31 protein-coding genes are annotated in these 25,148 nt (G+C 70.1%); 24 read left to right on the top strand and 7 right to left on the bottom strand.

The window, feature by feature from the left end:
* Position 1: 1 nt before the first annotated feature.
* From ACSMXV_RS20640 to ACSMXV_RS20630, 3 genes are all read left to right on the top strand, one after another.
* Positions 2-211: a hypothetical protein gene (locus tag ACSMXV_RS20640; RefSeq protein ID WP_473172843.1), complete on the top strand. Its 210-nt coding sequence runs from the start codon at positions 2-4 to the stop codon at positions 209-211.
* Positions 212-398: 187 nt separating this feature from the next.
* Entirely contained in the window at positions 399-1,124 is a 726-nt protein-coding gene (locus ACSMXV_RS20635) for a response regulator transcription factor (protein ID WP_473172842.1), read from the top strand.
* Positions 1,121-2,602, top strand: a complete 1,482-nt coding sequence (locus tag ACSMXV_RS20630; protein WP_473172841.1) for a sensor histidine kinase — start codon at positions 1,121-1,123, stop codon at positions 2,600-2,602. Before ACSMXV_RS20635 ends, ACSMXV_RS20630 begins: the two co-directional genes overlap by 4 nt.
* A gap of 166 nt (positions 2,603-2,768) precedes the next feature.
* Here ACSMXV_RS20630 and ACSMXV_RS20625 read toward each other — a convergent pair whose 3' ends face one another.
* Together ACSMXV_RS20625 and ACSMXV_RS20620 are read right to left on the bottom strand one after the other, a co-directional pair.
* Positions 2,769-3,791, bottom strand: coding sequence for a LacI family DNA-binding transcriptional regulator (locus ACSMXV_RS20625; RefSeq protein ID WP_473172840.1), 1,023 nt, complete (start codon positions 3,789-3,791; stop codon positions 2,769-2,771).
* Positions 3,792-3,814: 23 nt separating this feature from the next.
* Positions 3,815-4,615: a winged helix-turn-helix transcriptional regulator gene (locus ACSMXV_RS20620; RefSeq protein WP_473172839.1), complete on the bottom strand. Its 801-nt coding sequence runs from the start codon at positions 4,613-4,615 to the stop codon at positions 3,815-3,817.
* 268 nt (positions 4,616-4,883) lie between these two features.
* Here ACSMXV_RS20620 and ACSMXV_RS20615 point away from each other — a divergent pair, with 268 nt between their 5' ends.
* From ACSMXV_RS20615 to ACSMXV_RS20580, 8 genes are all read left to right on the top strand, one after another.
* Positions 4,884-5,780 carry an alpha/beta hydrolase gene (locus tag ACSMXV_RS20615; RefSeq protein WP_473172838.1) on the top strand — a complete coding sequence of 299 codons (897 nt, stop codon included), beginning with the start codon at positions 4,884-4,886 and terminating at the stop codon, positions 5,778-5,780.
* Between the two features lie 232 nt (positions 5,781-6,012).
* Positions 6,013-6,267, top strand: coding sequence for a MoaD/ThiS family protein (locus ACSMXV_RS20610; protein WP_181658253.1), 255 nt, complete (start codon positions 6,013-6,015; stop codon positions 6,265-6,267).
* The gene (locus ACSMXV_RS20605; protein ID WP_473172837.1) at positions 6,203-7,258 is read left to right on the top strand and encodes a hypothetical protein; all 1,056 of its coding nucleotides are present in this window, start codon (positions 6,203-6,205) and stop codon (positions 7,256-7,258) included. The genes ACSMXV_RS20610 and ACSMXV_RS20605 overlap by 65 nt, the downstream gene beginning before the upstream one ends.
* A gap of 188 nt (positions 7,259-7,446) precedes the next feature.
* Entirely contained in the window at positions 7,447-8,208 is a 762-nt protein-coding gene (locus tag ACSMXV_RS20600) for an LmeA family phospholipid-binding protein (RefSeq protein ID WP_473172836.1), read from the top strand.
* Between the two features lie 276 nt (positions 8,209-8,484).
* Positions 8,485-8,565 carry an Ms5788A family Cys-rich leader peptide gene (locus ACSMXV_RS20595; RefSeq protein ID WP_374064246.1) on the top strand — a complete coding sequence of 27 codons (81 nt, stop codon included), beginning with the start codon at positions 8,485-8,487 and terminating at the stop codon, positions 8,563-8,565.
* 151 nt (positions 8,566-8,716) lie between these two features.
* Positions 8,717-9,556 carry a sulfurtransferase gene (locus ACSMXV_RS20590; protein ID WP_473172835.1) on the top strand — a complete coding sequence of 280 codons (840 nt, stop codon included), beginning with the start codon at positions 8,717-8,719 and terminating at the stop codon, positions 9,554-9,556.
* Between the two features lie 55 nt (positions 9,557-9,611).
* A complete protein-coding gene (locus tag ACSMXV_RS20585) occupies positions 9,612-9,899 on the top strand; it encodes a DUF1416 domain-containing protein (RefSeq protein ID WP_351304746.1) in 288 nt (95 codons plus the stop codon).
* Between the two features lie 170 nt (positions 9,900-10,069).
* Positions 10,070-10,330: a DUF3099 domain-containing protein gene (locus ACSMXV_RS20580; protein WP_473172834.1), complete on the top strand. Its 261-nt coding sequence runs from the start codon at positions 10,070-10,072 to the stop codon at positions 10,328-10,330.
* Between the two features lie 96 nt (positions 10,331-10,426).
* Here the strand turns inward: ACSMXV_RS20580 and ACSMXV_RS20575 are convergent, their stop codons facing one another.
* Positions 10,427-10,789, bottom strand: coding sequence for a DsrE family protein (locus ACSMXV_RS20575; protein WP_473172833.1), 363 nt, complete (start codon positions 10,787-10,789; stop codon positions 10,427-10,429).
* Between the two features lie 190 nt (positions 10,790-10,979).
* Here ACSMXV_RS20575 and ACSMXV_RS20570 point away from each other — a divergent pair, with 190 nt between their 5' ends.
* From ACSMXV_RS20570 to ygfZ, 6 genes are all read left to right on the top strand, one after another.
* Complete coding sequence (locus ACSMXV_RS20570; RefSeq protein WP_473172832.1) at positions 10,980-11,891, top strand: hypothetical protein; 912 nt, start codon at positions 10,980-10,982, stop codon at positions 11,889-11,891.
* A gap of 242 nt (positions 11,892-12,133) precedes the next feature.
* Positions 12,134-12,850 (top strand): hypothetical protein, encoded by a 717-nt coding sequence (locus tag ACSMXV_RS20565; RefSeq protein WP_473172831.1) that lies wholly within the window; start codon positions 12,134-12,136, stop codon positions 12,848-12,850.
* Positions 12,847-13,899 (top strand): hypothetical protein, encoded by a 1,053-nt coding sequence (locus ACSMXV_RS20560; RefSeq protein ID WP_473172830.1) that lies wholly within the window; start codon positions 12,847-12,849, stop codon positions 13,897-13,899. Before ACSMXV_RS20565 ends, ACSMXV_RS20560 begins: the two co-directional genes overlap by 4 nt.
* 295 nt (positions 13,900-14,194) lie before the next feature.
* Positions 14,195-14,770, top strand: coding sequence for a heme-binding beta-barrel domain-containing protein (locus ACSMXV_RS20555; RefSeq protein WP_473172829.1), 576 nt, complete (start codon positions 14,195-14,197; stop codon positions 14,768-14,770).
* 15 nt (positions 14,771-14,785) lie between these two features.
* Positions 14,786-15,274, top strand: coding sequence for a Fur family transcriptional regulator (locus tag ACSMXV_RS20550; RefSeq protein WP_473172828.1), 489 nt, complete (start codon positions 14,786-14,788; stop codon positions 15,272-15,274).
* 34 nt (positions 15,275-15,308) lie between these two features.
* Positions 15,309-16,289, top strand: a complete 981-nt coding sequence (ygfZ, locus tag ACSMXV_RS20545; protein WP_473172827.1) for a CAF17-like 4Fe-4S cluster assembly/insertion protein YgfZ — start codon at positions 15,309-15,311, stop codon at positions 16,287-16,289.
* 16 nt (positions 16,290-16,305) lie between these two features.
* Here ygfZ and dtd read toward each other — a convergent pair whose 3' ends face one another.
* Positions 16,306-16,731: a D-aminoacyl-tRNA deacylase gene (gene dtd / locus ACSMXV_RS20540; RefSeq protein ID WP_181658238.1), complete on the bottom strand. Its 426-nt coding sequence runs from the start codon at positions 16,729-16,731 to the stop codon at positions 16,306-16,308.
* Between the two features lie 453 nt (positions 16,732-17,184).
* Here dtd and ACSMXV_RS20535 point away from each other — a divergent pair, with 453 nt between their 5' ends.
* From ACSMXV_RS20535 to ACSMXV_RS20525, 3 genes are all read left to right on the top strand, one after another.
* On the top strand, positions 17,185-17,973 hold the full coding sequence (locus ACSMXV_RS20535) for an RsiG family protein (protein ID WP_473179008.1): 789 nt from the start codon (positions 17,185-17,187) through the stop codon (positions 17,971-17,973).
* 69 nt (positions 17,974-18,042) lie between these two features.
* Positions 18,043-19,026 carry an asparaginase gene (locus ACSMXV_RS20530; RefSeq protein WP_473172826.1) on the top strand — a complete coding sequence of 328 codons (984 nt, stop codon included), beginning with the start codon at positions 18,043-18,045 and terminating at the stop codon, positions 19,024-19,026.
* A gap of 126 nt (positions 19,027-19,152) precedes the next feature.
* Positions 19,153-20,403, top strand: coding sequence for a GNAT family N-acetyltransferase (locus ACSMXV_RS20525; RefSeq protein ID WP_473172825.1), 1,251 nt, complete (start codon positions 19,153-19,155; stop codon positions 20,401-20,403).
* A 120-nt stretch (positions 20,404-20,523) separates the two neighbouring features.
* Here ACSMXV_RS20525 and ACSMXV_RS20520 read toward each other — a convergent pair whose 3' ends face one another.
* Positions 20,524-20,709: a hypothetical protein gene (locus ACSMXV_RS20520; protein WP_181658235.1), complete on the bottom strand. Its 186-nt coding sequence runs from the start codon at positions 20,707-20,709 to the stop codon at positions 20,524-20,526.
* 177 nt (positions 20,710-20,886) lie between these two features.
* Here ACSMXV_RS20520 and ACSMXV_RS20515 point away from each other — a divergent pair, with 177 nt between their 5' ends.
* Positions 20,887-21,798: a winged helix-turn-helix domain-containing protein gene (locus ACSMXV_RS20515; protein WP_473172824.1), complete on the top strand. Its 912-nt coding sequence runs from the start codon at positions 20,887-20,889 to the stop codon at positions 21,796-21,798.
* 20 nt (positions 21,799-21,818) lie between these two features.
* Here ACSMXV_RS20515 and ACSMXV_RS20510 read toward each other — a convergent pair whose 3' ends face one another.
* Positions 21,819-22,007 carry a hypothetical protein gene (locus ACSMXV_RS20510; RefSeq protein ID WP_473172823.1) on the bottom strand — a complete coding sequence of 63 codons (189 nt, stop codon included), beginning with the start codon at positions 22,005-22,007 and terminating at the stop codon, positions 21,819-21,821.
* Positions 22,008-22,166: 159 nt separating this feature from the next.
* Here ACSMXV_RS20510 and ACSMXV_RS20505 point away from each other — a divergent pair, with 159 nt between their 5' ends.
* Positions 22,167-23,045 (top strand): GntR family transcriptional regulator, encoded by an 879-nt coding sequence (locus ACSMXV_RS20505; RefSeq protein ID WP_181658232.1) that lies wholly within the window; start codon positions 22,167-22,169, stop codon positions 23,043-23,045.
* A 134-nt stretch (positions 23,046-23,179) separates the two neighbouring features.
* Positions 23,180-23,887, top strand: coding sequence for an HAD family hydrolase (locus tag ACSMXV_RS20500; RefSeq protein ID WP_309484334.1), 708 nt, complete (start codon positions 23,180-23,182; stop codon positions 23,885-23,887).
* Here ACSMXV_RS20500 and ACSMXV_RS20495 read toward each other — a convergent pair.
* Positions 23,878-24,060, bottom strand: coding sequence for a hypothetical protein (locus ACSMXV_RS20495; protein ID WP_181867082.1), 183 nt, complete (start codon positions 24,058-24,060; stop codon positions 23,878-23,880). The genes ACSMXV_RS20500 and ACSMXV_RS20495 overlap by 10 nt on opposite strands.
* A 171-nt stretch (positions 24,061-24,231) precedes the next feature.
* On the opposite strand from ACSMXV_RS20495, the gene ACSMXV_RS20490 reads away from it, so the two are divergent.
* Positions 24,232-25,110, top strand: a complete 879-nt coding sequence (locus tag ACSMXV_RS20490; RefSeq protein WP_473172822.1) for a winged helix-turn-helix domain-containing protein — start codon at positions 24,232-24,234, stop codon at positions 25,108-25,110.
* Positions 25,111-25,148 lie beyond the last annotated feature (38 nt).

The following is a 25,148-nucleotide window of genomic DNA, read 5'->3' as shown; positions in this document are numbered from 1 at the left end:
CATGATCAAGCAGGCTCACGAGATGACCGTCCCCGCCCCCGGGGTCGCCCTGGCCCTGGCCGTGGCGTCCGAATTCGACGCTCCGCAGACGCCGGCGCCGGCGGTGTCGGTGGCGGTCCCGCAGCCCCACCTGATGGGCCTCCGCATCAGCTCCGCGCGCCCCCACCGCCGCAAGGTGCCGCTGAAGCGCCTCACCGCGGCGATGTGCTGAACCACAGGCCGGCGACTGCCGCACAACCCACGACGGCGGGTGCCCCTGAACATGACCTAGCTCCTCGTACGGCGCGGGCGCAGCCAAGATGGCGGCCCGCGCCCCGGCGTAGGCGTACACGCGCCGCACGCCGTGCGACGCTGTTATCTGTCCCCAAGACGAACCGGACCCCGAGGAAGAAACCCGCATGAGCCCCGCCGAAGGCGAACCGCAGCGCATTCTGATCGTCGACGACGAGCCCGCCGTGCGGGAGGCCCTTCAGCGGAGCCTCGTCTTCGAGGGATACGACACCGAGGTCGCCGTCGACGGCGCGGACGCCCTGGAGAAGGCCACCGCGTACGGGCCCGACCTCGTCGTCCTCGACATCCAGATGCCGCGCATGGACGGGCTCACCGCGGCCCGCCGGATCCGCGGCGCGGGCTCGACGACGCCCATCCTGATGCTGACCGCCCGCGACACGGTCGGCGACCGCGTCACCGGGCTTGACGCGGGCGCCGACGACTACCTGGTCAAGCCGTTCGAACTGGACGAGCTGTTCGCCCGTATCCGGGCCCTGCTGCGCCGCAGCTCGTACGCGGCCACGGAGGTCGGCGCCCAGGAGGACGACGCGCTCACCTTCGCCGACCTGCGGATGGACCTCGCCACGCGCGAGGTGACCCGCGGCGGGCGGCCCGTCGAGCTGACCCGCACCGAGTTCACGCTCCTCGAGATGTTCCTCGCGCACCCGCGCCAGGTCCTCACCCGCGAGCAGATCCTCAAGGCGGTCTGGGGCTTCGACTTCGAGCCCTCCTCGAACTCGCTCGACGTCTACGTCATGTACCTGCGCCGCAAGACCGAGGCAGGCGGCGAACCGCGCCTCGTCCACACGGTGCGGGGTGTCGGGTACGTCCTGCGGTCGGGCGGCGCCGAGTGAACCGAGTGATCAAGCGATACCGATCCCTGCCACTGCGCTCCCGGCTCGCGCTGCTGGTCGCCGCGGCGGTCGCCTTCGCGGTGGCCGCCGTGTCGGTGACCTGCTGGTTCATCGTGCAAGGAAAGCTGTACGACTCGATCGACAGAGACCTCGATGCAGTGAACTCGCCGGTTCGTGACGTCGCCATCAACGGCGTCCTGGCCAACTGCACTCAATCGACCTCAGGGGAGAGCGATCTGGGTCCGCAGCCGAACCCCTACTACGTGCAGGTGGTCAAGTCGGACGGCGCCCCGTGCGTCTTCTCGTACTCCGCGGGCACGGTGAAGGTCGTCGACGCCGACAAGGAGCTGGCGCGGGGCACGACTCCTGGCGTGAGACTGTTCCGCAACGGTGTCGACAGCGACGGCGACCCCGTGCGAGTGCTGACCATGCCCTTGATCGCCGAAACCCGCACTGGCCAGGCGCTCGTCGAGGACCACGCCCTCCTGGTCGCCTTCCCCCTCAAGGACACCGAGAAGACCCTCAACGACCTCGCCCTCATCCTGCTCCTGGTCTCCGGCATCGGCGTCCTCGGCGCCGGCGCCGCGGGACTGGCGGTGGCACGGGCCGGCCTCCGACCCGTCGACGAACTCACCAGCGCCGTCGAACACGTGGCCCGTACCGAGGATCTCTCGATCCGCATCCCGGTCGAGGGCGATGACGGGGACGAGATCGCGCGCCTGTCCCGCTCCTTCAACTCGATGACGTCCGCGCTGGCGTCCTCACGGGACCTGCAGCAGCAGCTGATCGCGGACGCGGGCCACGAGCTCCGTACCCCCCTGACCTCCCTCCGCACCAACATCGAGCTGCTCGTCCGTAGCGAGGAGACCGGACGGGCCATCCCGCCGGAGCACCGCAAGGCGCTGCTCGCGTCCGTGAAGGCGCAGATGGCGGAGCTGGCCGCGCTGATCGGCGACCTGCAGGAGCTGTCACGTTCGGACGCGGGCCAGCAGGGGGACAAGGCCGACGTCGTCGCCCTGCACGACATCGCCGAGGAGGCCCTGCGCCGCGCTCGCCTGCGCGGCCCGGAGCTGACGATCACTGCGGAACTCAAGCCGTGGTACGTACGCTCCGAGCCGGCGGCCCTGGAGCGGGCCATCGTGAACATCCTCGACAACGCGGTGAAATTCAGCCCGAACGGCGCCACCATCGACGTCGTGCTCGACGCCGGCGCACTGACGGTGCGCGACCACGGCCCCGGCATCCCCGCCGACGAGCTCCCCCACGTCTTCGACCGCTTCTGGCGCTCCCCGTCCGCCCGCGCCCTGCCCGGCTCCGGCCTCGGCCTGTCGATCGTGGCCCGTACGGTGCAGCAGTCCGGCGGCGAGGTGACACTCAGCCCCGCCGAGGGCGGCGGAACGGTGGCGAGGCTACGCCTACCGGGGGCCCCGACCCCGCCCCCGTCGGCCCCGGCCGAGGCCCTGCCGACGGGCCAGTGACCCGGGGGCGCGCCGCTGGCTGGTTTCTGTGGGCAGGCGTTCCGCAGGGCTGGGGCACCTGCCACGGCCCTTAACGCAGCAGTGGGGGAGGTTGGGCACGAACCGGCCACCGGGCCGCAGCCGCCGACGGCTAGCACCGGCTAGCACTGGCTGGGCAACCCACCGATCAGGCGCACCCACAAGAGCGCCGTACCACCAACCGCGACGGGAACAGCTTCAGCCGCTCCCGGCGGGAGCCGGCCACGCGGAGGCTGTCGTCCAGGACGAGGTCGACCGCGGCCCGGGCCATCGCCGGCCGGTCCGACGCGATCGTGGTGAGCGGCGGATCCGTCAGTCCCGCTTCCTTGACGTCGTCGAAGCCGGCCACGGCCAGCTCCTGTGGGACATCGATCCGCAGCTCCCGCGCCGCGCGCAGCACGCCGATCGCCTGGTCGTCCGTGGAGCAGAAGATGGCGGGTGGCCGGTCGGGGCCGGCCAGCAGGTTCAGCGCTATCCGATAGGCGTCATAGCGGTTGTACGGCGCTTCGAACAGGCGCCCCTCCGTCGACCGCCCCGCCTCCTGCATCGCACGCCGCCACCCCTCGACGTGGTCGGAGACCGGGTCGCCGACCGCGGGCGTCTCCGCCGTACCGCCCAGACATGCGACGTATCCGTAGCCGTGCTCCAGCAGGTGGCGCGTGGCCAGCTGCGCGCCGCCCACGTCGTCCGTGACGACCGCGACGTCGTCGATCGCCTCGGGCCGCTCGTGCAGCAGTACGACCCGGGCGTCCCATGCCTCGATCTCGGCGGCCGCGAGGTCGTTCAGCGCGTGGCTGACCAGGATCAGCCCGGAGACCCGCATGCCGAGGAAGGCACGCAGATAGTGGACCTCGCGCTCCGGCACGTAGTCGGAGTTGCCGACGAGAACCATCTTTCCGCGCTCTGCCGCAGCCTGTTCGACCGCGTGCGCCATCTCCCCGAAGAAGGGCTGGCGCGCGTCCGGCACGATCATGCCTATGAGGTCGGTGCGCCGCGAGGCCATGGCCTGGGCTACCCGGTCGGGCCGGTAGCCCAGCTCCTTGATCGCGGCGAGAACGCGCTCGCGCGTGGCCGGGGCAACCGGCCGGGGTCCGTTGTTGATGACATAGCTCACGACGGCGGTGGACGTACCCGCCAGCCGTGCCACGTCATCCCTGGTTACCTTGGCCACGCGCGGAGTCTACGCGGATGGACCTACCTCTGGGCAGGGCGTACGGCTGCTTCCTCCGGATCGGCCTCCAGAACGGGCGCCGCCTCGGCCGCCTCGTCCTCCACCGGGGGCGTCGCAGCCCGTGCCGCGGCACCGTCGGCGCCGCGCTCGACCTTCTCCGGAGTGACGAATCGGTAACCGACGTTCCGGACGGTTCCGATCAGCGACTCGTGCTCCGGGCCGAGCTTGGCCCGCAGCCGCCGCACGTGCACGTCGACCGTGCGCGTACCGCCGAAGTAGTCGTAGCCCCAGACCTCCTGCAGGAGCTGCGCGCGTGTGAAGACGCGGCCCGGGTGCTGGGCCAGGTACTTCAGCAGCTCGAACTCCTTGAAGGTCAGGTCCAGGACCCGGCCCTTCAGCTTCGCGCTGTACGTCGCCTCGTCCACCGAGAGGTCGCCGTTGCGGATCTCCATCGGGCTGTCGTCCGCGGTGATCTGCTGGCGGCCCATGGCGAGCCGCAGCCGCGCCTCGACCTCGGCCGGACCCGCGGTGTCCAGCAGCACGTCGTCGATGCCCCAGTCGGCGGTGACCGCCGCGAGGCCGCCTTCCGTCACGACGAGGATCAGCGGACAGCCGGGCCCGGTGGAGCGCAGCAGCTGGCACAGGCTCCGGACCTGCGGCAGGTCGCGGCGGCCGTCGATGAGGATCACGTCGGCACCGGGGGTGTCGACGAGAGCGGGTCCTTCCGCCGGGGCCACCCGCACGTTGTGCAGAAGCAGGCCGAGGGCGGGGAGCACCTCCGTCGACGGCTGGAGGGCGTTCGTCAGGAGCAGAAGAGAACTCATCGCGCCCCACCTGCCTGGGTCGTCATTACGTCGTGCACGGTCAGCTCGCCCATTACGTCGGTTCCCTCCTCGGTCCCTGCGAGGACGTATTACGCGCGGCACTGCTTCGTACTGTGCGGGTCCCCGCGTCCCTGGGAAACCGCTGCTCCCTCATGTCGCCACGGAGTCGTGGCCAGGTCGTATACGGCTTCGTATACGACACGTCTGAAAGCGCAAAAGGACCCGGGGGCGTCGCTGCCCGGATCCTCTGTCCAGCAGAATAGCCCACATGCGTTCCGTTACGGCAGGTCAAGTCACACGATCTTCTGTGCACCCGCTCACGGGAGGGACGCAGCGAAGACTCCTCCATACGGAGGACGGGGTGGTCATCGACGCTCTTTACGAGCCGGGGTCCGGCTCGTTCCAGGAACCCGCGATCGTGATCGCGCACGGTTTCACCGGTGATCTGGAGCGGCCCCATGTGCGCCGGGTGGCGGGTGTCCTCGGCCGGCACGCGCCCGTCGTCACGTTCTCCTTCCGCGGCCACGGGGCGTCCGGCGGACGCTCCACGGTCGGCGACCGCGAGGTGCTCGACCTGGCGGCCGCGGTGCGGTGGGCCCGCGAGCTGGGGCACACGCGTGTCGCGACGGTGGGCTTCTCCATGGGCGGCTCGGTGGTGCTGCGGCATGCGGCGCTGTACGGCGACGGGGCGGGTGCCGGTGCTGGTGGCGACGGTCGTACGGATGCCGACGCTCGTACGGACGCCGTGGTCGCCGTGAGCGCTCCGGCCCGCTGGTACTACCGGGGCACCGCCCCCATGCGGCGGCTGCACTGGCTGGTCACCCGGCCCATGGGGCGTGCCGTCAGCCGGTTGGGTCTGCGTACGCGCATCCACCACCGGGACTGGAATCCGGTCCCGCTCTCTCCGGTCGAGGCGGTCCCGCTGATCGCTCCCGCGCCGCTGCTGATCGTCCACGGCGACCGCGACGGGTACTTCCCGCTGGACCATCCGCGTTCCCTCGCGGAGGCGTCCGGCGGTGCGGCGGAGCTGTGGGTGGAGCCGGGCATGGGCCATGCGGAGCACGCCGCGGACGATGCGCTGCTGGCGCGGATCGGGGAGTGGGCGACGGCCGCGCTGGGGCCCGAAGAGGGTGACGCCTCCGTCCCCGCGACTGCCGAGGCGTGACGCCTCTGTCCCCCCACGCCAGGTAACGACGTCAGCTGAGCTCAGCACCCCTGACGGGCGGGCCGCCGGGTTGCTCCCCTTCCCGGCGGCCCGCCCTTGCGTACGATGCCGTTCCGGGACGCGCCATCATGGACACAGACGATCGCCGAGACCGCCGAGACCGCCGAGACCGCCGAGACCGCCGGGACCGACGAGCGCCACGAGCCGACGAGACCGACGAGAGGAGCCGCACATGGCAGCGGGGACCATCCGTTACTGGGCCGCCGCCAAGTCCGCGGCCGGTACCGCCGAAGAGCCGTACGAGGCCGAGACCCTCGCCGAGGCGCTCGACGCCGCACGGCTGCGGCACCCGGGCGAACTCGTCCGTGTGCTGCAGCGGTGCTCGTTCCTCGTCGACGGTGACCCCGTGGGGACCCGCGGGCATGAGACGGTACGGCTGGCCGAGGGCGGCACGGTTGAGGTGCTCCCGCCGTTCGCAGGAGGGTGACACCCGCAGTATGAGCAACCAGCCGTACGAGACGTACGAGCCGTATCTGCCGCCGCAGGCGTACGGGGCGGCTTCGCAGCCGTTGCCGCCGGAGGCGCCCGCGTCCGGGGCACCGTATGGCGCCCCCTCGCCGGGGGCGCCGTCCCACGCCGGGGTGCCCCACGACGGGGGCTTTGCCTACCCTCCCCGCGTGCAAGACGCCCCCACACTCACCGCCGCCCAGCGCGCCCGTGCCGAAGGGCGTTCGCCCGTCATCGAGCCCGGGTTGCAGCCCGCCGCGCTCACCGCGGTGCTCGGGCTGCTGCTCTCCGGGGCGGCGGCCGTCGGGCAGTACGCGCTGCTCGTACCGCTCGTCGTGCTGCAGGCCGTGACCGCCGCCGGGTGGTTCCGGCTGAACGGCATGTGGCCCGCCCGGCAGGGCATCGCGCTCGCCTTCGCGGGCGCCCTCGTCGCCGACACGGCCCTGCTGGTCGCCGGGCGCGGCAACGCGCCGGCCGCGATCCTGGGCACGCTCGGCGTGTGGGTGCTGCTCGCCCTCGTCCTGCAGCTGCGCAGCAATGCCTCGCCGGACGAGCGGATGTACGGGCTGATGGCGACCGTCGCCTCGGCGGCGCTCGCGGTCATCGCGGCCGGACATCTCGCTGCCGACCCGGACGCCGTCACGGTGGGCGGCGTCGCGGTGGCCGTCGCCGTACTCGTCAGCGCCCTCGTGCGGGCGCTCTCGCTGCCCGCCGTGGTCTCCGTCGTACTGGCATTGCCGGCCGCCGCCGGTGCCGGATTCGCCGTGGCCGAGATCGCGCCGCTGTCCGGCGGGACCAGCGGGCTGCAGTGGGCGCTGCTGGGGCTCGGTGCGGGGGCGTGTGCGCTGGTCGGGCACCGGGTGGCGAGCTACGACTACCCGTCGCGGTTCGTGCACATGACCGCCGGGGTCGCCCTTCCGCTGGCGGCGGCCGCTCCAGCCGTGTATCTGCTGGGCCGGGGACTTCTCTGATCCCTGCCGGGCTCCTCCCTGGGACTCTGCGCTGCGTCGTCACAGCTGATCGACAACTCCCTGTGAGCCCCCGGACCGGGGGCCCACCCGCGTTAGGCTCGGCGGAACCGGGGACTCCCCGGCGGTGGGACACGGCCGATAAACCGGTCTGTGGTCTGCTGTCGCCGAGGCAGAGGGAACACCGAGCCATGCGCGCACTGCGAGTACTTGTCATCCTCGCCGTCATCCTCGGCGGCCTGTTCGTGATCGCCGACCGGGTCGCGGTCGGCTTCGCCGAGGACGAGGCGGCGAACCGGCTGCGCACCAGCGAGGGCCTGGACAGCACCCCCGACGTGTCGATCAACGGCTTCCCCTTCCTCACCCAGCTCGCGAGCGGCGAACTCGACGACGTGGAGATCGGGATCAAGGACGTCGAGGCCTCCACCGGCAGCGGCGGGAACGGCGGCGACAGCGGCGCGGACAGCGTCCGTATCGCCGAGCTGAACGCCCGTCTGCGCGGTGTCGCCTTCTCCGGCGACTACAGTTCCGCGACCGCCGACTCGGCCTCCGGCACCGCCCTCATCTCCTACGACGAGCTGCTCAAGGCCGCTCAGATCGAGCCCGTCCAGGTGATCCAGGGCCTCACCGCCAAGGTGACCAGCCTCTCCGACGGCGGCAACGGCAAAATCAAGGTCGGCATCGAGCTCACGGGCAGTCTGCTTGGCAACGACGTCGCGGAACCCCTGTCGGTGCTCAGCTCGGTGAAGGTCGACGGCGACACCGTAAGCGTGGACGCCGACGTGCTGCCGGACCTGCCCTTCTCCGTCGCCGAGGAGAGCGTCCGGCAGATCGCCGACTTCACGCAGACGATCGACGGGCTGCCCGCCGGGATCAGGCTGGACAAGGTGCAGGCGGCCGAGGGCGGCGTGGAGATCTCCGTCACGGGTTCGGACGTGAAGCTCGCCGGGTAGCGAGTAGGCCGGGTAGCGAGTAGGCCCGGCGGCGTGTGAGCCGTCGGTGGCGGACGGCGAGCCGGTCGTCGGCGGACGGGCGTCCCGTACGACACTGTCGCTTGTCCGAAGAGCGAGACGGAGCCGTCCGTACAGCAGATGCGGTGCCCGGGCGCAGGTGTCGCGGCCGCACCACAGTGCATGCCGGGGGTCCATGTTTCCAGCATGCGGACGATCGCGTCTCAACATCCGACACGCCGGTGACATGTCCGCCCGACCCTCCCTACGATCGGACCCATGAAGCAACAGGCGGATCTTACGAAGCGGCGGGCAGTAGACCTGTGCCGCGTCGCCGCCATGCTCTGTCGCAGCTTCTGAGCGGGAGCTTTCGACTCCCGTATCCCGAGGCCCCTCGAAGCCTTCGCGTATCCGCGCCGCCGCTGTGCGCTGCCCGTCCGTGGGCCCGCCGGCCGCGCCTTACGCCCACCCGACGCACATCCCGCCGCAACTGCCCCGGAGGAGAAGAAGCATGAGCCGCAGCGACGTCCTGGTCGACGCCGACTGGGTCCAGGAGCACCTGGACGACCCGAAGGTCGCCATCGTCGAGGTCGACGAGGACACGTCCGCGTACGAGAAGAACCACATCAAGAACGCCATCCGGATCGACTGGAAGAAGGACCTGCAGGACCCGGTCCGTCGTGACTTCGTCGACCAGGAGGGCTTCGAGAAGCTGCTCTCCGAGCGCGGTATCGCCAACGACGACACCGTGATCCTCTACGGCGGCAACAACAACTGGTTCGCGTCCTACGCCTACTGGTACTTCAAGCTGTACGGCCACGACAACGTGAAGCTCCTCGACGGCGGCCGCAAGAAGTGGGAGCTCGACTCCCGCGACCTGGTGGCCGAGGTCCCGACCCGCGCCAAGACCGAGTACAAGGCCAAGGCGCAGGACACCTCGATCCGTGCCTTCCGCGACGACGTCGTCGCCGCGATCGGCAACCAGAACCTGGTCGACGTGCGTTCGCCCGACGAGTTCAGCGGCAAGCTGCTCGCCCCGGCCCACCTGCCGCAGGAGCAGTCGCAGCGCCCCGGCCACGTGCCCAGCGCCCGCAACATCCCGTGGTCCAAGAACGCCAACGACGACGGCACCTTCAAGTCGGACGACGAGCTCAAGGAGCTCTACGCCGAGGAGAACGTCGACCTGGCCAAGGACACCATCGCCTACTGCCGTATCGGTGAGCGCTCCGCGCTGACCTGGTTCGTGCTGCACGAGCTGCTCGGCGTCCAGAACGTCAAGAACTACGACGGCTCCTGGACCGAGTACGGCTCCCTCGTCGGCGTCCCGATCGAGCTCGGCGCCGCCAAGTAAACCGCCCCGGGCCGCTGACTCATCCGCCCGGCACGACAGGTAATTGGAGAAACATATGTGTGGAGCGCAGGTCGGCGGCCCCGACGCCTCGACGATCAAGCCCGGTGAGACCACCATCCAGGGCCAGGTGACCCGTAACGGCGAGCCCGTCACCGGTTACGTGCGCCTGCTGGACTCGACCGGCGAGTTCACCGCCGAGGTTCCGACCTCGGCGACCGGCCAGTTCCGGTTCTACGCGGCCGAGGGCACGTGGACCGTGCGCGCCCTGGTGCCGGGTGCGACCGCGGACCGTACGGTCGTCGCCCAGACGGGCGGCCTCGCCGAGGTCGCGATCGCCGTCTGAGCACTCGGCGTACATCGCTGAACGGCTGAAGGGCCGCACCCCAGGGGTTGGACGCCATGGACGGGGTGCGGTCCTTCGGCATGTCCGCGGTCCTTCGGCTGTTCGCGGTCCTTCGGCATGTTCGCGGCGGGGGCGGGGTCAGGGGACCGCCCCCGCACTACGCTGGACATATGTACGCCCGGAGGCGCCATCTCTACTTCGCCATGATGGGCACGTGCCTGACCCTGTTCGTCCTGGCCTGGGGAGTCGTACGCCTCTGGTCGACTCCCGTGGCGGTGGGGATGTGCATCGTGGCGATGGTCATCCCGCCGGTCGCCGCGATGGTCGCCAACCGGCGCGGCCCGGACGACCGCTGGTGGGACGATCCGTCCGGGGACCCCACGTCGGACGAGTGGTGGGACGAACTCGACGGCAAGAAGCGGCGTCAGTAGGCCGACCCGCCGCCGACCCACTTCCGGGAGCCTTTGGCCCGCCTCCTCGTCGGGTCTCCTGCCTGATAGCCGACTCCTAGTACACGAGTGCCTGGGCTAGTACACGAGTGCCTGGGCGCCGTCCGCCATCGCCTCGCCGACGAAGACCTGCGCGCCCGCGATCCGCACGCCCTCGATCACGTCCTTCTCCGTGATGTCGCGGCGTGCCGCGCACTGGGTGCAGAGCGTGACCCGGCCGGCGGCCAGGACCGACTCGAGCAGATCGGGCAGCGGCGCGGCGTGCGGCAGCTCGAACTCCGCGGCCCGCCCGGGCAGCGCGAACCACGCCGACTCGCCGGTCAGCCACAGTGAGACCTCCACCCCGCTGGCGACAGCCACCGCCGCCACCGTGAAGGCCTGCGAGCACCGCTCGGGGGCATCGGCCCCGGCGGTCACCTTGATCACGAGCTTCTTCGCCATGGTCGAACTGTAGGCCGATCTGTAATCCAATGGCGCGCAACCCTCGGCGTTCCTTATGAGTCTGCTGTGCCGTCAGATACGGAATTCTTGCTTCATCAGTCCCCGGGGGGACCTCTTGGAAGAAGATTCACGCAACGCTGTGGCGCCTGGGGCTGGTGTGCCGCGGCCACCCGGGATACCGGTACCGCCGGTGACATCGCCGGAGTCTTCGGCGGCCGGCCCGGCGGCGACCGACCATGCGGCGGCCGACCCGGCGCAGTGGGCGGCGCAGGGACAGGGGCACTGGCAGACGGGGGCGGAGACAGCGCCCCCGGCAGATGTGCGGGACGCGGTGAGCGCGGCGGACGCCCGCCCGCCGCGCCGGCGTGGCCGAACCACTCTGCTTATCGCCACCGCCGCCGTTCTCGGCCTCGTCGCCGGTATCGCTGTCGGCTACGGCGTACAGGCCGAGCGACCGCCCACGCCGCTGCCCGCGCTGGCGCAGCCGGGACTCGCGTACCCGGGCAAGGCCTTGCCCGAGGGCAAGGAACCGGACCCGCTCTCCGACAAGGAGGACCGCAGCCGCAGGACCGCGGGTGACCTGCGCAAGCTGCTGATCCCCAAGCCCAAGGGCGCCCGGGAGGTGGATGTGCCCACGTTCGACGGCGGCAGCCTTCCGGTCGACGGCTGGATGACTGCCGCCGACTACGCGACGGAGTACGTCGACGAGGGCTCCATGTTCGAGTACTTCGCGGAGGAGGACATCCGCCGGGTCGCGGGGGCCGACTGGGAACGTGGACAGTACGGCCAGATCGCCGTGCGGCTGGTCCAGTTCCGCTCCGGGGCCGGCATGGGCGCCGTCGACTTCGCGGAATCGCAGCTCGACTACATGCCCGACTCGGACGAGGGCGCGGGCTACGCGGGCGATCCCGTCAAGGGCAGCGGCAACGGCCGCTACTTCGTCTACCCCGTACAGAACAAGCCCGGCTATCTGCCGCTCTATGAAGCCCGTGCCCTCGGCTACCGGGGGGACGTCATGTTCGACATCCACATTTTCGACACCAGGCCGATCAGCAAGAGGGACATCCGGACGCTGGCCGAGCGACAGCTGGAGCGCTTGTGAACGACGAGGCACCCACGACTCCGTGGCCCACCGGCGAGGCCCCACCCGGGCCCGGGCCCGTGCCCACGGCCATGCCTGGGCCCGCGCCCGCGGCCGGACCTGTGCCCGCGGCCGGACCTTCCGCTGCATTCGGACCTGCCCCTGCCTTCGGACCTGCGCCCGCGGGTGGACCTGCCGCCGCACCCGGATCTGTACCTGCCCCCGCACCCGGGACGTCGCGTACACGCCGTCTCGTCGGCACGGTGCTGCCCGCCGTCCTCGTCCTGGGCGCCCTGGTCGGCGGTCTCGGCTACACCAAGGTCACCGTGGACGACGCCGACCGCACCGTGCCCACCGTCCTCTGGGCGGACGACAACGACGCCCCCAAGCCCGGCAAGGACCCGGCGGGCGACGTGGCCCGTGGCCGGGCCGACACCGAGCTCAACCGGCTGCTGCTGCCCGTGCCGGAGCACTACCGCCTCGGGCCGGACATCGGCGAGTACGGCAATGACGCCGAGCTGAGCGGCAAAGAGGCCGTCGCCGTCATGAAGGCGGCTGGCCGGGGCCTGACGGGCAAGCAGCGCCGCGAGCGCGACAAGTACGTCGAGAAGCTGCGGCTGAAGGGCATCGCGATGCGCTCGTACACCTACGGCACGCACGTCCGTGTCGCCGAGATGTCGATCGCGCAGATGGAGAACAAGAAGGCTGTGCGTGACATGTACACCTTTCAGACCCGGCTGTTCGACGCGGTCGGTGTCTTCCGCAAGGGCCCGTCGGTCAAGGGCTTCAAGAACGCCGCGTGCTACCTGATGCCCGCCGACTCGAAGACGGACCTCGACGCCATGCACTGCATCGCCTACGAAGGCGAGCTGCTCGTGACCATGGAGGTCTACGGTTCCGAGCCGTTCTCCAAGTCCGGAGCCGTCGACCTGCTGCGCAGGCAACTGGACCACATCGAGTCCCCGGGGGAGTACGTATGAGCGAGCCGACCACAGACCCGCAGCGCGCCCCGGAGGTCCCAGGGGCCGATGGGGTCCAGGAGTACCGGGGGTACTCGGCGTACCAGGGGTATCCGGCGGCCCCCGCCTACCCCGCGGCCCCGGCGCCCCCTGCGGCTCCGGCGTACCCAGGCGCGCCGGCGCACCCCGCAGGGGCCTACGCGGCCGCGACAGAGGCAGCCGCCACCGTCGCCCCGCCCCCCATGCCCCCGCTGCTGCCGGGGGCGTCCGCGCCTGCGCAGTCCGCCTCGGTGCAGTCCTCGCCGCCGAAGGACCGCCGCGTCCTGCGCGCCGTGGCCCGCTGGACCGCCGCCGTGCTGGTGTTCGGTGCGGTCGGCACCGGAACGGCGTTCGGCATCACCTCCCTCGAACGCACCGATGTGCCCGGACTCGAGACCCGGCACGACGGCCGCTGGGACTATCCGGAGCTGTCACTCCCGGCACTCCCCTCCGGCTCGCCGCGTCCCTTCAGCGACGGCAACGAAGCCGAGGTCCACCACGCGGACGTGCGCGAGCTGCTGCTTCCCGCGCCCGCCGGGGCCACGCCGGACAAGCGTCTGGACGGCGGCTGGACGACCGTCGAGCAGTACGTCTCGGAGTATGAGAAGGACCGGCGGAAGGACCTCGAGCAGGCGCTGACGGACTCCGCGCTGCGGCACATCGTCGCGCGCGGCTGGACCATGCCCGACGGCACCGTCTCCCGGGTCTATCTGCTGCGCTTCACATCGGTCGCGTACGCGGACGCCTTCCTCGACTACGAACTGGATGTCGGGGCAACCCCCGGGCAGTCCCTCGTCGGGTCCCCGGAGAGCAAGCTCGACCAGGAGTGGGACATCGACATCTCGGACTCGCCTCCGAGCACCCAGTACTACGTCTACGCCGAGCCCAAGCCGTACGGCGCGAAGCAGGTCCGGCAGGCGTACATCGCCGCGGGCGACACCATCGCCCTCGTCCTCCACGAGAAGAAGGGCGGGGCGCCCGCGATCCCGTTCCACCAGTCGGTGATCCTTCAGAGCCAGCTGCTCGCCTGAGCGTCGCCAACCGCGTCGCGAGCCGCGTCGCGGACCTCATGGAGTGGCCCGGGCCCCGGCCGACTAAGCTGGGCCCGGCCCCTGTTCCGCCCACTCCCGGCTCTGCCCGAGCCCCGAGCGGGGGGACCCCGTCACCGCTCACCCGAGGAGCACCCCCGTGCTTGAGGTTTTCTTCGAAGCCCTGCTGGTTCTGGTCTGCGTCGGCGTTCTCGCGTTCGCCGGGCTGACCGTGAAGAAGCTGTACCAGGGTCAGCGCTGAGCCCCGTAATCGACTCCGGAAACGTCTGAGCACCTCATGATCGAGATCCCGTCCGACCTCCACAAGGACCTCGTCCCCCTCGCCTTCCTCCTCGGCAACTGGGCAGGAGCGGGCGTCACCGACTTCCCCGGTGGCGAGAAGGCCAACTTCGGCCAGGAAGTCACGTTCACCCACGACGGGCGGGACTTCATCGCGTACCACTCGCACACCTGGGTCCTGGACGCCGACGGCAACAAGGTCAAGCCGCTGGAGTCCGAGCACGGCTTCTGGCGTATCGACAAGGACCGCAAGGTCGAGGTCGTGATGGTCCGCGACGACGGTGTCGTCGAGGTCTGGTACGGCGAGCTGGCGGACAAGAAGCCGCAGATCGACCTCGCCACGGACGCCGTCGCGCGCACCGCCGCCTCCGGCCCCTACAGCGGCGGCAAGCGGCTGTACGGGTACGTGAAGGGCGACCTGATGTGGGTCGGCGAGAAGCAGACCCCCGAGGTGCCGCTGCGGCCGTACATGTCGGCGCAGCTGAAGAAGGTCGTCACGCCCGAGGACGTCGAGCGCTGGGCCAAGGCCCTCCCCGACGACATGCCCGACGACGGCATCGCCTTCTTCAAGTAGTCCTAGACTTCAGGTGTGGTGAGCACCGACTGGAAGAGCGATCTGCGGCAGCGCGGCTACCGGCTGACGCCGCAGCGGCAGCTTGTCCTCGAAGCCGTCGACACCCTCGAGCACGCGACCCCCGACGACATCCTCTCCGAAGTGCGGAAGACGGCGTCGGGGGTCAACATTTCCACGGTGTACCGGACCCTGGAGCTCCTGGAGGAGCTCGGCCTGGTCAGCCACGCCCATCTCGGGCACGGAGCGCCGACGTACCACCTCGCCGACCGCCACCACCACATCCACCTGGTGTGCCGCGACTGCACGAACGTCATCGAGGCCGATCTCGGCATCGCGGCCGAGTTCACCACGAAGCTGCGGGACACCTTCGGGTTCGACACCGATATGAAGCACTTCGCGATCTTCGGGCGGTGCCGGGACTGCAGCGCGGCGGCCCAGACCGCGGCCCCGACCCCGGCGGAGACCGCAGCGGAGAACCCGGCAAGGAACCGGGCCGAGAAATAAAAATGGCGACTACCGGGTCGTAGTGTGAGTGGATATGCAGCAACTATCGAAGCGCAGCCCTCTGCTCTCCCTGCCCGGCGCCGTCCCCGCCGAGGGCGTGGACGAAGGCGTAGCCGCCCACTACGGCGACCTGTTCCGTGAGCAGCGCGCCCTCGCCGACGGCGCCGGCTTCGTCGACCTCTCGCACCGCGGCGTCGTCACGGTCACCGGTGATGACCGGCTCAGCTGGCTGCACCTGCTGCTGACCCAGCACGTCAGCGAGCTCCCGGCGGGCCAGGCGACCGAGGCCCTGATCCTCTCCGCGCACGGCCACATCGAGCACGCGCTGTACCTCGTCGACGACGGCGAGACGGTGTGGGCGCACGTCGAACCCGGCACGCAGGACGCGCTCATCTCGTACCTGGAGTCCATGAAGTTCTTCTACCGCGTCGAAGTCGCCGACCGAACGGACGAGTTCGCGGTGGTCCATCTGCCCGCCGGCTCGATCGCCGAGGTAGCCGAGGGCGTCGTCGTACGCGAGACCGCCCACGGCCGCGACCTCTTCCTGCCGCGAACGGCGCTGGAGTCGTACGCAGAGCGCAGCGGCCCGGCGATCGGCATCCTCGCGTACGAGGCCCTGCGCGTCGAAGCCCACCGGCCGCGGCTCGGCTTCGAGACCGACCACCGCACCATCCCGCACGAGCTGGGCTGGATCGGCACCGCCGTCCATCTCCAGAAGGGCTGCTACCGGGGGCAGGAGACCGTCGCCCGGGTGCAGAACCTCGGGAAGCCGCCGCGCCGCCTGGTCTTTCTGCACCTGGACGGCAGCGAGGTCCATCTGCCGCCGCACGGCGCCGACATCCGCCTCGCCGACGAGGGCCCCGACGGCCGGAAGATCGGTTTCGTCACGACCTCCGTACGCCACCACGAACTCGGCCCGATCGCGCTGGCGCTCGTGAAGCGCAATGTGCCGGTGGACGCGCGACTCGTCGCCGATACGACGGCCGCGGCCCAGGAGGTCGTCGTCGAGCCCTGACGGCGTGTGCGAGCGGTCAGATTTCCAGGAGCACCGTGAACGGGCCGTCGTTCGTCAGCGACACGCGCATCTTCGCGCCGAACCGGCCCGTCGCCACCGTCGCGCCCAGCGAGCGCAGCTGGGCCACGACCTCGTCCACGAGCGGCTCGGCGACATCACCGGGGGCGGCGGCGTTCCAGGTGGGGCGGCGGCCCTTGCGGGCGTCTCCGTAGAGCGTGAACTGGCTGATGACCAGCAGCGGGGCGTCGATGTCGCTGCACGACCTCTCGTCGGACAGCATGCGGATCGACCAGAGCTTCCGGGCGAGCTGGGCCGCCTTCTCCTTGGTGTCCTCGTGGGTGACCCCCACGAGGACGCACAGGCCCTCACCGCTGATCTCGCCGACCGTCTCACCGTCCACGACGACGCTCGCGCCGTCCACCCTCTGCACCACTGCACGCATACGGACCATCATGCCGCGCGGTGGGGAGGGCCCCTCTTTCGGGTTGTCGTGCCAGGCCACGGTCCGATCTGCTTCCCGTCGAGTCTCGTCGGCTCCCATCGGTTCACATCGGTTCACACACATCGGTTCTCTGCGGCTCTCACCCGCTTCAACCGGCTGCACGCCGATCTTCGGGCCATCGGACCGGGATGCCGGCGCCTCTTCCCGCCCTGCTTGGCATGCCCCCGAAGCGGCCATCCGGGGCGGATCGGGCGCACTCGTCCCCATGGCGGCCACCCGGGGTGGCACGATGCTCACACGCAGTGAGACGTGCGGCGGCGCCGCACGGGCTCACCTCGCCGGTCGAGGGGACGGTAGAGACGCATGAGCACACCTAGCACCGGGCAGCCCGCAGTGCCCGTTCCACTGACCCGTATGAGCCCGCCCGCTGACCACGGGGGGTACGCGGGGCACATCCGCCATGAGGGCGACGGGGAGACCGGCGGGGACGCGGGCCTCGCCCATGCCCTCGCGGCCATGGCCGGCGAAGGGGCGCTCCGGCCACCGACGCAACGGAGCGGCAGCCCTTCCACAACCAGCGGTTTCATGTACGCCCAGCCGTCGCCCGAGCACCCCAGCTCGCCCGACCTGGCCTTGCTGCGCCTGCCCGAACTGCGCGCCCTGCGCCGCGAGGCACAGCAGCACGAGGCCGACCTCAGCTATGTGCGGAGGCTGCTGCAGGGACGGATCGACATCCTGCGGGCGGAGTTGGCGCGCCGTGGGGGATCCGGTGCGGACTCGGGTGGCCGGCCGCCGCGTGTCGGTGGTGCGGGCAGTGGTTCATCGGACGGTGCCGGCGGTGGTTCATCGGACCGTGTCGGCGGTGGCGGAGGCTTCGCGGGCCCGGTCGGCGCTCATGGGCCGGTCCCAGTGGCCTCGTCCTCCGTCGTCGACCGGCTCGCGGAGATCCTCACCGACCAGCCGGCCCGCAACCGTTCCTCCGCCCGTCATGTGACACTCGGCACCCCTCACAGCGAGGAGTACCGGCAGCTGGCCGCCGACATGCTCGCCGAGGTCGCGCTGTCGGACCTGGAAGCCCGCACCGACCTGGAACTGCGCAGCGCCATGAGCCGCCTCGTGCAGTACGAGCAGGACGTGTCCCGGCGCCGTCGGCGGTTCCAGCGCACGGCCGACGATTGCAGTGCCGAGATCGCCCGCAGGTACCGTGATGGCGAAGCACAAGTAGACGACCTGCTCGCGTGACGCGGGGGAGCCGGAGACCCCGGCGGCCTCGGGCGGGGCGGGTTCGACCCGCCCCGGAAGGCCGTACCCATGTCCTCCTCCTCGCCCGCCGCCGGCACGTCCTCCGCGCCCGCCATACCCCCGGTCCTCGCCGAAGTCGTACGGTCCGGCTTCGTCGAGGGCCACCATCGGGGCAGCCTCGTACTGCTGGCGGCGGACGGGGGCGTGGAGCTGGCGCTGGGCGATGTGACGGCGCCCGTCTTCCCGCGCTCGTCGAACAAGCCGATGCAGGCCGCTGCCGTACTGCGGGCCGGGCTCGACCTGTCGGGGGAGCGCCTGGCACTGGCCGCGGCGAGCCACTCCGGCGAGGAGTTCCACCGCGATCTCGTACAGAAGATGCTGGCCGAGCACGGGCTGACGGCCGGGCAACTGCAGTGCCCCGCCGATCTGCCGCTGGACCCGGCTGAGGCCGAGACGTATCTGGCCGCGGGCCGGGTCCGGGAGCCGGTCACGATGAACTGCTCCGGCAAGCATGCGGCGATGCTTGCGGCGTGCGGGCTGAACGAGTGGTCGCAGGAGACGTATCTGGACCCGGATCATCCGCTGCAGCGGCTCGTGCTGTCGGTGGTGGAGGAGGCGGCAGGGGAGTCCGTCGCCGCGGTCGGTACGGACGGGTGCGGGGCGCCGCTGATGGCGATCAGCCTCACCGGTCTGGCGCGCGCCTTCCGCCACTTCGTGCTGGCGCCCGAAGGGTCCGCCGAGCGGAGGGTGGCGGACGCGATGCGGGCCCACCCGGAGTACGTGGCCGGCACCCGCCGCCCCGACACCTGGCTGATGCGCGAGGTGCCCGGGGCCCTGTCGAAGATGGGCGCCGAGGCGGTCCAGGCCGTCGCGCTGCCGGACGGCCGTGCCCTGGCCTTCAAGATCGAGGACGGCGCGACGCGTGCACTGGGTCCGGTACTGGCGCGTGCGCTGGCCCTGGCGGGCGTCGAAGCGCCGGTACTCACCCGCATAGGGCACGCGCCGCTGTGGGGCGGGGGCCGCGAGGTGGGGTCGGTGCGCGCGGCGTTCTGAGGGTTCGCCGGCGGGCGTGCCGTTTGCGTTGTGGGCAGGCGTTCCTCCCCCAGTGCGCAACCCACGGCGCACGGCGCCTCCCGGAATTGGGGCGACAGCCAAGGCGCCCAGCCCTAGCGTGGCCGTATGAGCCGCCCCACAGACGTCCGCCCCGTCACCGAACAAGACATCCCCGACTGGATCCGCGCCCTCAACACCGGCTTCCTGCGCCCCCCGTCCGTATCGGACAGGGAGATCGAGGACCGCAGCTCGTACATCATCCCGTCCCGCACCCTCGGCGCCTTCGACGCCGGCCGCTGTGTGGCGACGTTCCGCTCCTTCCCGCAGCAGCTCACCGCCGTCGGCGGCGCCACGGTCCGGGCCGACGCCATATCGAACGTCACCGTCACCCCCACCCACCGCCGCCGCGGCCTGCTCAGCCGCATGATGGCCGCGGACCTGGCGGCCGCGAAGGAGCGCGGGGACGTCGTCGCCACGCTGATCGCCGCCGAGTACCCCATCTACGGCCGGTACGGCTTCGGCCCTGCCACCTCCACAGCCCAGTGGACCGTCGACGTACCGCGCACGGGACTCGACCGGCGCTGGTCGGGCCCGGACGACGGCGGCCGTATCGACCTCGTGGACGGCGAGGACGTACGCAAGCTGGGACCGGATCTCCACGAGCGCTTCCGCCGCGCGCAGCCGGGCGCGATCGACCGCGACGAGCGCTGGTGGAAGGTCAACACAGGCGCCGTGACCCTGGACCGCGACCCGTGGACGGAGCCCTTCCACGCCGTGTACCGCTCGGCGGCCGGCGAGGTGGAGGGCCTGCTCACATACCGGGCCGACGACCACTGGGGCGACGCCAAGCAGCCGCTGAACACGGCCACGGTGCGCGACATGATCGCGGTCTCCCCGGCGGCCGAGCGCGCCCTGTGGCAGTACGTCTGCTCGATCGACTGGATCACGACGGTCAGGACCGGCTATCGCGCCCCGGACGATCTGCTGCCCCGCTTCCTCCCCGACCCGCGGGCCGCCGCGATCACCACACAGGCGGACTGGCTCTGGGTGCGGATCCTGGACGTCGTACGGGCCCTGGAAGCGCGTACGTACGCGTCGTCGGCGACCCTCGTACTGCAGATCGCCGACGAGGGCGGCTTCGTGGGCGGACGCTACCGGCTGGATGCGACGCCTGACGGGGCCGTGTGCGCGCCGACCACGCAGAGCGCCGAGCTCACCATGGGAGTCGGCGAGCTGGCTGCGCTCTGGCTGGGAGACGAGTCGGCTGTGCGGCTGGCGGCCCTGGGGAGGGTGACGGAGGCGGGGACAGGCGCCGCCGCCGTCGCCGACGCCCTGTTCCGTACGTCCAGGCGACCGTGGTGCCCGGACATCTTCTGATCACGTCTGACCCGCACACCGTGGCGTGGGTGTAGGTGGTGTGCGGGGGATTGAGGCTTGACCGGGCTCCCGGCTCCCCTCCGGAAGGAAGCCCGGTCAGCCGACTGTGGGGGAGCCCGGTCAGCCGGACTGGGCGAGCAGCATCACGAGGATCACGGCCCCGATGCTGCTGACCATGGTGTTCTTGGCCTTCAGGCCGATGGTCAGGACGACGAAGGCGATGATGCCCATCGGTCCGTACTTCCACTGGATGAGTTGCTCGAACCCAATGGCGAGGGCGGCGACGACGATGGCGATGAGTGGCATGACGGTCCCTCCTTGGGGATGGGGAGGCGGACCCCGCTGAGGTCGGTTGCCAACCCTGCGAACGCTTGACCATGTTGCTCAAGTTGGCGACCAACTCACTCGTACTTATCTCCGCGATGGCTCGACTCATAACCACCTTCCCCGTAACTCCCCAAAGATGGCGAGAAGTTGTAGTGTTTGGTTGTGAACCCGGAGCATGCCGCCGTCGATGGGCGGAAAAGGGCAGAAGGGCCGTCACCTCGGTCGTACCGCGAGGTGGCCGACGAACTGCGCGCCCGTATCCGGACCGGGCGGCTGAGGGCGGGGCAGCGCATGCCCACGCAGGCCGAACTGGCCGTCGAGTTCGGCGTGGAGCGCGGCACCGTACGCCAGGCCCTGCGCATTCTGCAGTCCGAACATCTGCTCACCAATGTGACCAAGGGCAGCCCGGCTACCGTCGCGGAGCACATAGAACACGCCTTCACCGGCCCTGAGGCGCCGCCGCAGCCGACCATGGTGGGGCTCGCGCCGCGGATAGCCGCCGCCTTCACTGCTCCCCACGTGGAGATCGACGCCCTCTGTCTGACGGCGGTGTCGCTCACGCTCGCCATCGGCGAACCGCTCCGGCGGATCCACGAGGGCCGAATGAAACCGGCCACGGTGGATGTGCGGGTGCTGCTGCCGAGCCGTGACATCGCGCTGGCCTTCCCCACGCCGGTGCACGCGGCCGCCGACAGCCGGCTGCACCGCCAGTGGCTGTCCCAGCGCAACGCCCAGGGCCAGGTGCTGCGGCACAACCTTCTGGCGCTGCGCTCGACACACGGCATCGACGTCAGGGTCTCGTTCCGGGCCCTGCCGTTCACCCCGCCGGTGAAGCTGTACCTGCTGAACAACAACGAGGCGCTGTTCGCGTACTACACCCTCACCAAACGGGATGTGGAGATCGACCACGAGTACCTGGAGATGTACGACGCGCAGGGCACCCAGTCCATGCTCTTCGCCTTTGAGCAGGGCGCCGGCCTGCGGGACACGACGTTCGTGGAGCAGTCCCATGTGTGGTTCAACTCGCTATGGAACACGATCAGTTCTGATCTGACGCTGACCGCCTGAGCGGCCCGGCGTGTGAGTTCTCAGAGGGCGGGAGCCGCGACCATCAGGGCGAGGACGACCGCCCCGATGGAGCTGCAGGCCGGGTTCTTCGCCTTGACGCCGATGGTCAGCAGCAGCAGTCCGACGATGCCCATCGGGCCGTACTGCCACTGGACGAGCTGCTCGAAGCCGATGACGAAGACGGCGGAGAGGAGGGCGATGATGGGCACGGTGGTTCCTCCTTCGGGGTGGGAGGAGCGGGAGGGCTGTTTGAACCTCCACCAGCTTGGCTGAGTTGGCAACCAACTACAAGGAAGTTATCCCCAGTTGGTTGCTAGGAATAAACAACTCCCAAACAACTCCCATCAGATGGCATGGAGTTGTAGCGTTTGGTTGTGACCCAGGAGAACGTCGCAGTGAACGGCAGCAGAAAGCTCACTCCCAAGGACATCGCCGACGCGCTGCGGGAACGCATCCGCACCGGCACCCTCAAGGCCGGAGACCGCCTGCCCACCCAGGCCGAGCTCGCGCTGGAGTTCGGCGTGGAGCGCGGCACCGTGCGCCAGGCCCTGAAGACCCTGCAGGACGACGGTCTTCTGGCCAACATCAGCAAGGGCAGCCCGCCGCGCATCGCGGCGCCGGCGCCGACGCGCGAGGGCCCGCAGCCCACGATGGTGGCGCTGGCCCCACGCCTGACGGCGGCCTTCGCCGCACCCACGGTGCGTATCGACGTCGTCTCCCTCACGGCGGAGACCCTGATGCTGGCGCTGGGCGAGCCGGTCCGCCTCATCCACGAGGGCCGTATCCACCCCGAATCCATCGATGTCCGCATCCTGCTGCCGAGCCGGGACATCGATCTTGCCTTTCCGGTCTCGGTCGGGGACCCGGGCGACGACGACCCCGTACATGAGCGCTGGCTGGCCCAGCGCAATGCTCAGGGCCATGTGCTGCGGCACAACCTCCTGGCGCTGCGCTCCTCGCACGGGATCGACGTCCACGTCACCTTCCGCGCACTGCCGTTCACGCCGCCGGTCAAGCTGTACCTGCTCAACGGCTGTGAGGCCCTGCTGGCGTACTACATGGTCACCAAGCGCGAGGAGGAGATCGAGAGCGGAACGCTCGAGATGTACGACGCTCTCGGCACCGAATCGCTGCTGTTCTCCTTCGAGAGGCGCGCGGGAAGCCGGGACACGGCGTTCGTGGAGGAGTCGCAGAAGTGGTTCGACGCCCTCTGGGAAACCATCACCACGGACCTGACACTTTCTTAGTGACTCCTGATACGCAGCAGACCGAACTGTCAACGGAGCCGACTGGACGGGCAGCGGAACTGACCGAACAGGCGACAGAACAAACCATCCTGGTAACAGCGCACGACCAACAGGCCGCAGAGCAGACTGAACCTGTGGCAGCTGAGACTGAGAACTTGCGAGAACTGATCACCCGCGCTCGTTTCGTCCTCTTCGACTTCGACGGCCCCATCTGCAGGCTGTTCGCGGGACACAAGGCGGAGGTGATCGCAGAGGGCCAGGTGCGCTGGTTGGAGGAACGAGGGCTGCACGGGCTCCTCACCGAGGGGGAGCGCGAGCACCCGGACCCGCACGAGGTGCTGCGCGCGGTCGACCGCAGACACACCGGCAGCGACCTGGTCGCGGAACTCGAGGAGCGGCTGACCCAGCAGGAGCTGCGAGCAGTCGACTCGGCCTGGCCGACGGCGTATGCGGACCCACTCATACGCACCTGGCTGGCGGTAGGCTCGCGGCTCGCCATCACGACCAACAACTCACCGCGTGCGGTGCGGAGTTATCTCGCGACTCGTGGACTCGAGGCATGCTTCACCCCCCACATCTACGGCCGCACCCAGGACCTGCACCTCCTCAAGCCCCACCCGCACTGCCTCAACCGCGCCCTGAGCGCCATGGGCGCCGAGGCCGAGGCCTCCCTGATGATCGGCGACACCCCGTCCGACTTCCAGGCCGCCGAGCAGGCCGGGGTGCCTTTCCTGGGCTATGCGCGCAACGCCCGCAAGGAGAAGCTCCTACGCGCGTCCGGCGCCGAGCACGTCGTCAACTCGCTGGAGCTGATCCTGAACCTGCTCAGGGCTCAGGCCTGAACCATCAGCAGCACGAAGACCACGGCCCCGAGGGACACGCAGGTCGTGTTGCGCATCCGCATGCCCACAGCCAGTAGGCAGAAGCAGATCATGCCCACCGGGCCGTACTCCCACTGGACGAGCTGTTCGAAGCCGAGGACCAGGACGGTCGACAGCAGCTGGAAGAGAACCATGGGCTCCACCCCCTCTCCGCTTCCAAGAAGCGATCAACTAACCGTCCAATTGGACTGGTTGTCTTGAGTTGGATGTGCCCTGCCTGATTGATCCCTTAACCAAGGGCTCGAACGCCTGCTCATTTGACTGAAATCGGTTTGCTTGTCGGCTGGAAGAGGTACGGTCGCGATGTGGGTGGCACGGGACGGGCACCAAGTGACGGCGGCGGCAGGGAGTTCCTGCGCGTCTCCGAGCAGCTGCGCGCCCGCTTGAGCGACGGCTTCTACCACGTGGGGGGCATGCTGCCGACGCAGCGCGAGCTGGCCGCCGAGTTCGGTGTCTCCCGGGACACCGTGCAGCGCGTGCTCCGGGAGCTGGTCAGCGAGGGTTGGATCGAGTCCCGGCAGGGCAGCGGATCGCGGGTGCTGAAGACCCAGCGCATCCACTCGTCCACGGCGAAGGACACCCGGAAGGGCCGTGTCACGCTGGGCCCGCTCATAGGTGAGGCGTTCGAGCACCCCGAAGTCAGCCTGGACGTCTACACCCTGACTTCCGAGTCGCTCGACACGCACATCCGTCTGCAGGCAGAGCGCATCCGCACCGGCTCCATCGCCCCGCAGAGGATCAAACTCCGGATGCTGCTGCCGGACGATTCGCTGACGCTTCCCTATCCGCGGGCGGTGGGCGACACAGATGACCCGCTGCTCCTGCTGAAGCGCATGCAGGACATCACTCGACGTCACACGACGTCATTGCAGTCGGTCCTCCGAGCCCTCCAGGCCGAGCGCTATGTGCCGTCCGTCGAGATCGAGATCCGCCGCGCGCCGCTGACTCCCACGTTCAAGCTCTACCTGTTCAACGGCGTCGAGGCGTTGCACGGGCCGTACGAGGTGATCGAGCGCCGGATCATCCTGGATGACGGCCGGGAGGTCGAAGCCCTCGATGTCCTGGGGCTCGGAGCCACGCTCATGCATCATGTCCGCGACGGGAACGAGGACTCCCAGGGTTCGGTCTTCGTGGACAGCATGCAGTCCTGGTTCGACTCCGTCTGGACCCGTTTGGCTCAATGAGGCGGAATCCGGCCAAACCGTCGAACACGGCGACACCT

The sequence above is a fragment of the Streptomyces sp. DSM 42067 genome (genome assembly GCF_055792885.1).
This window is presented reverse-complemented; position numbering and strand designations above follow the sequence as displayed.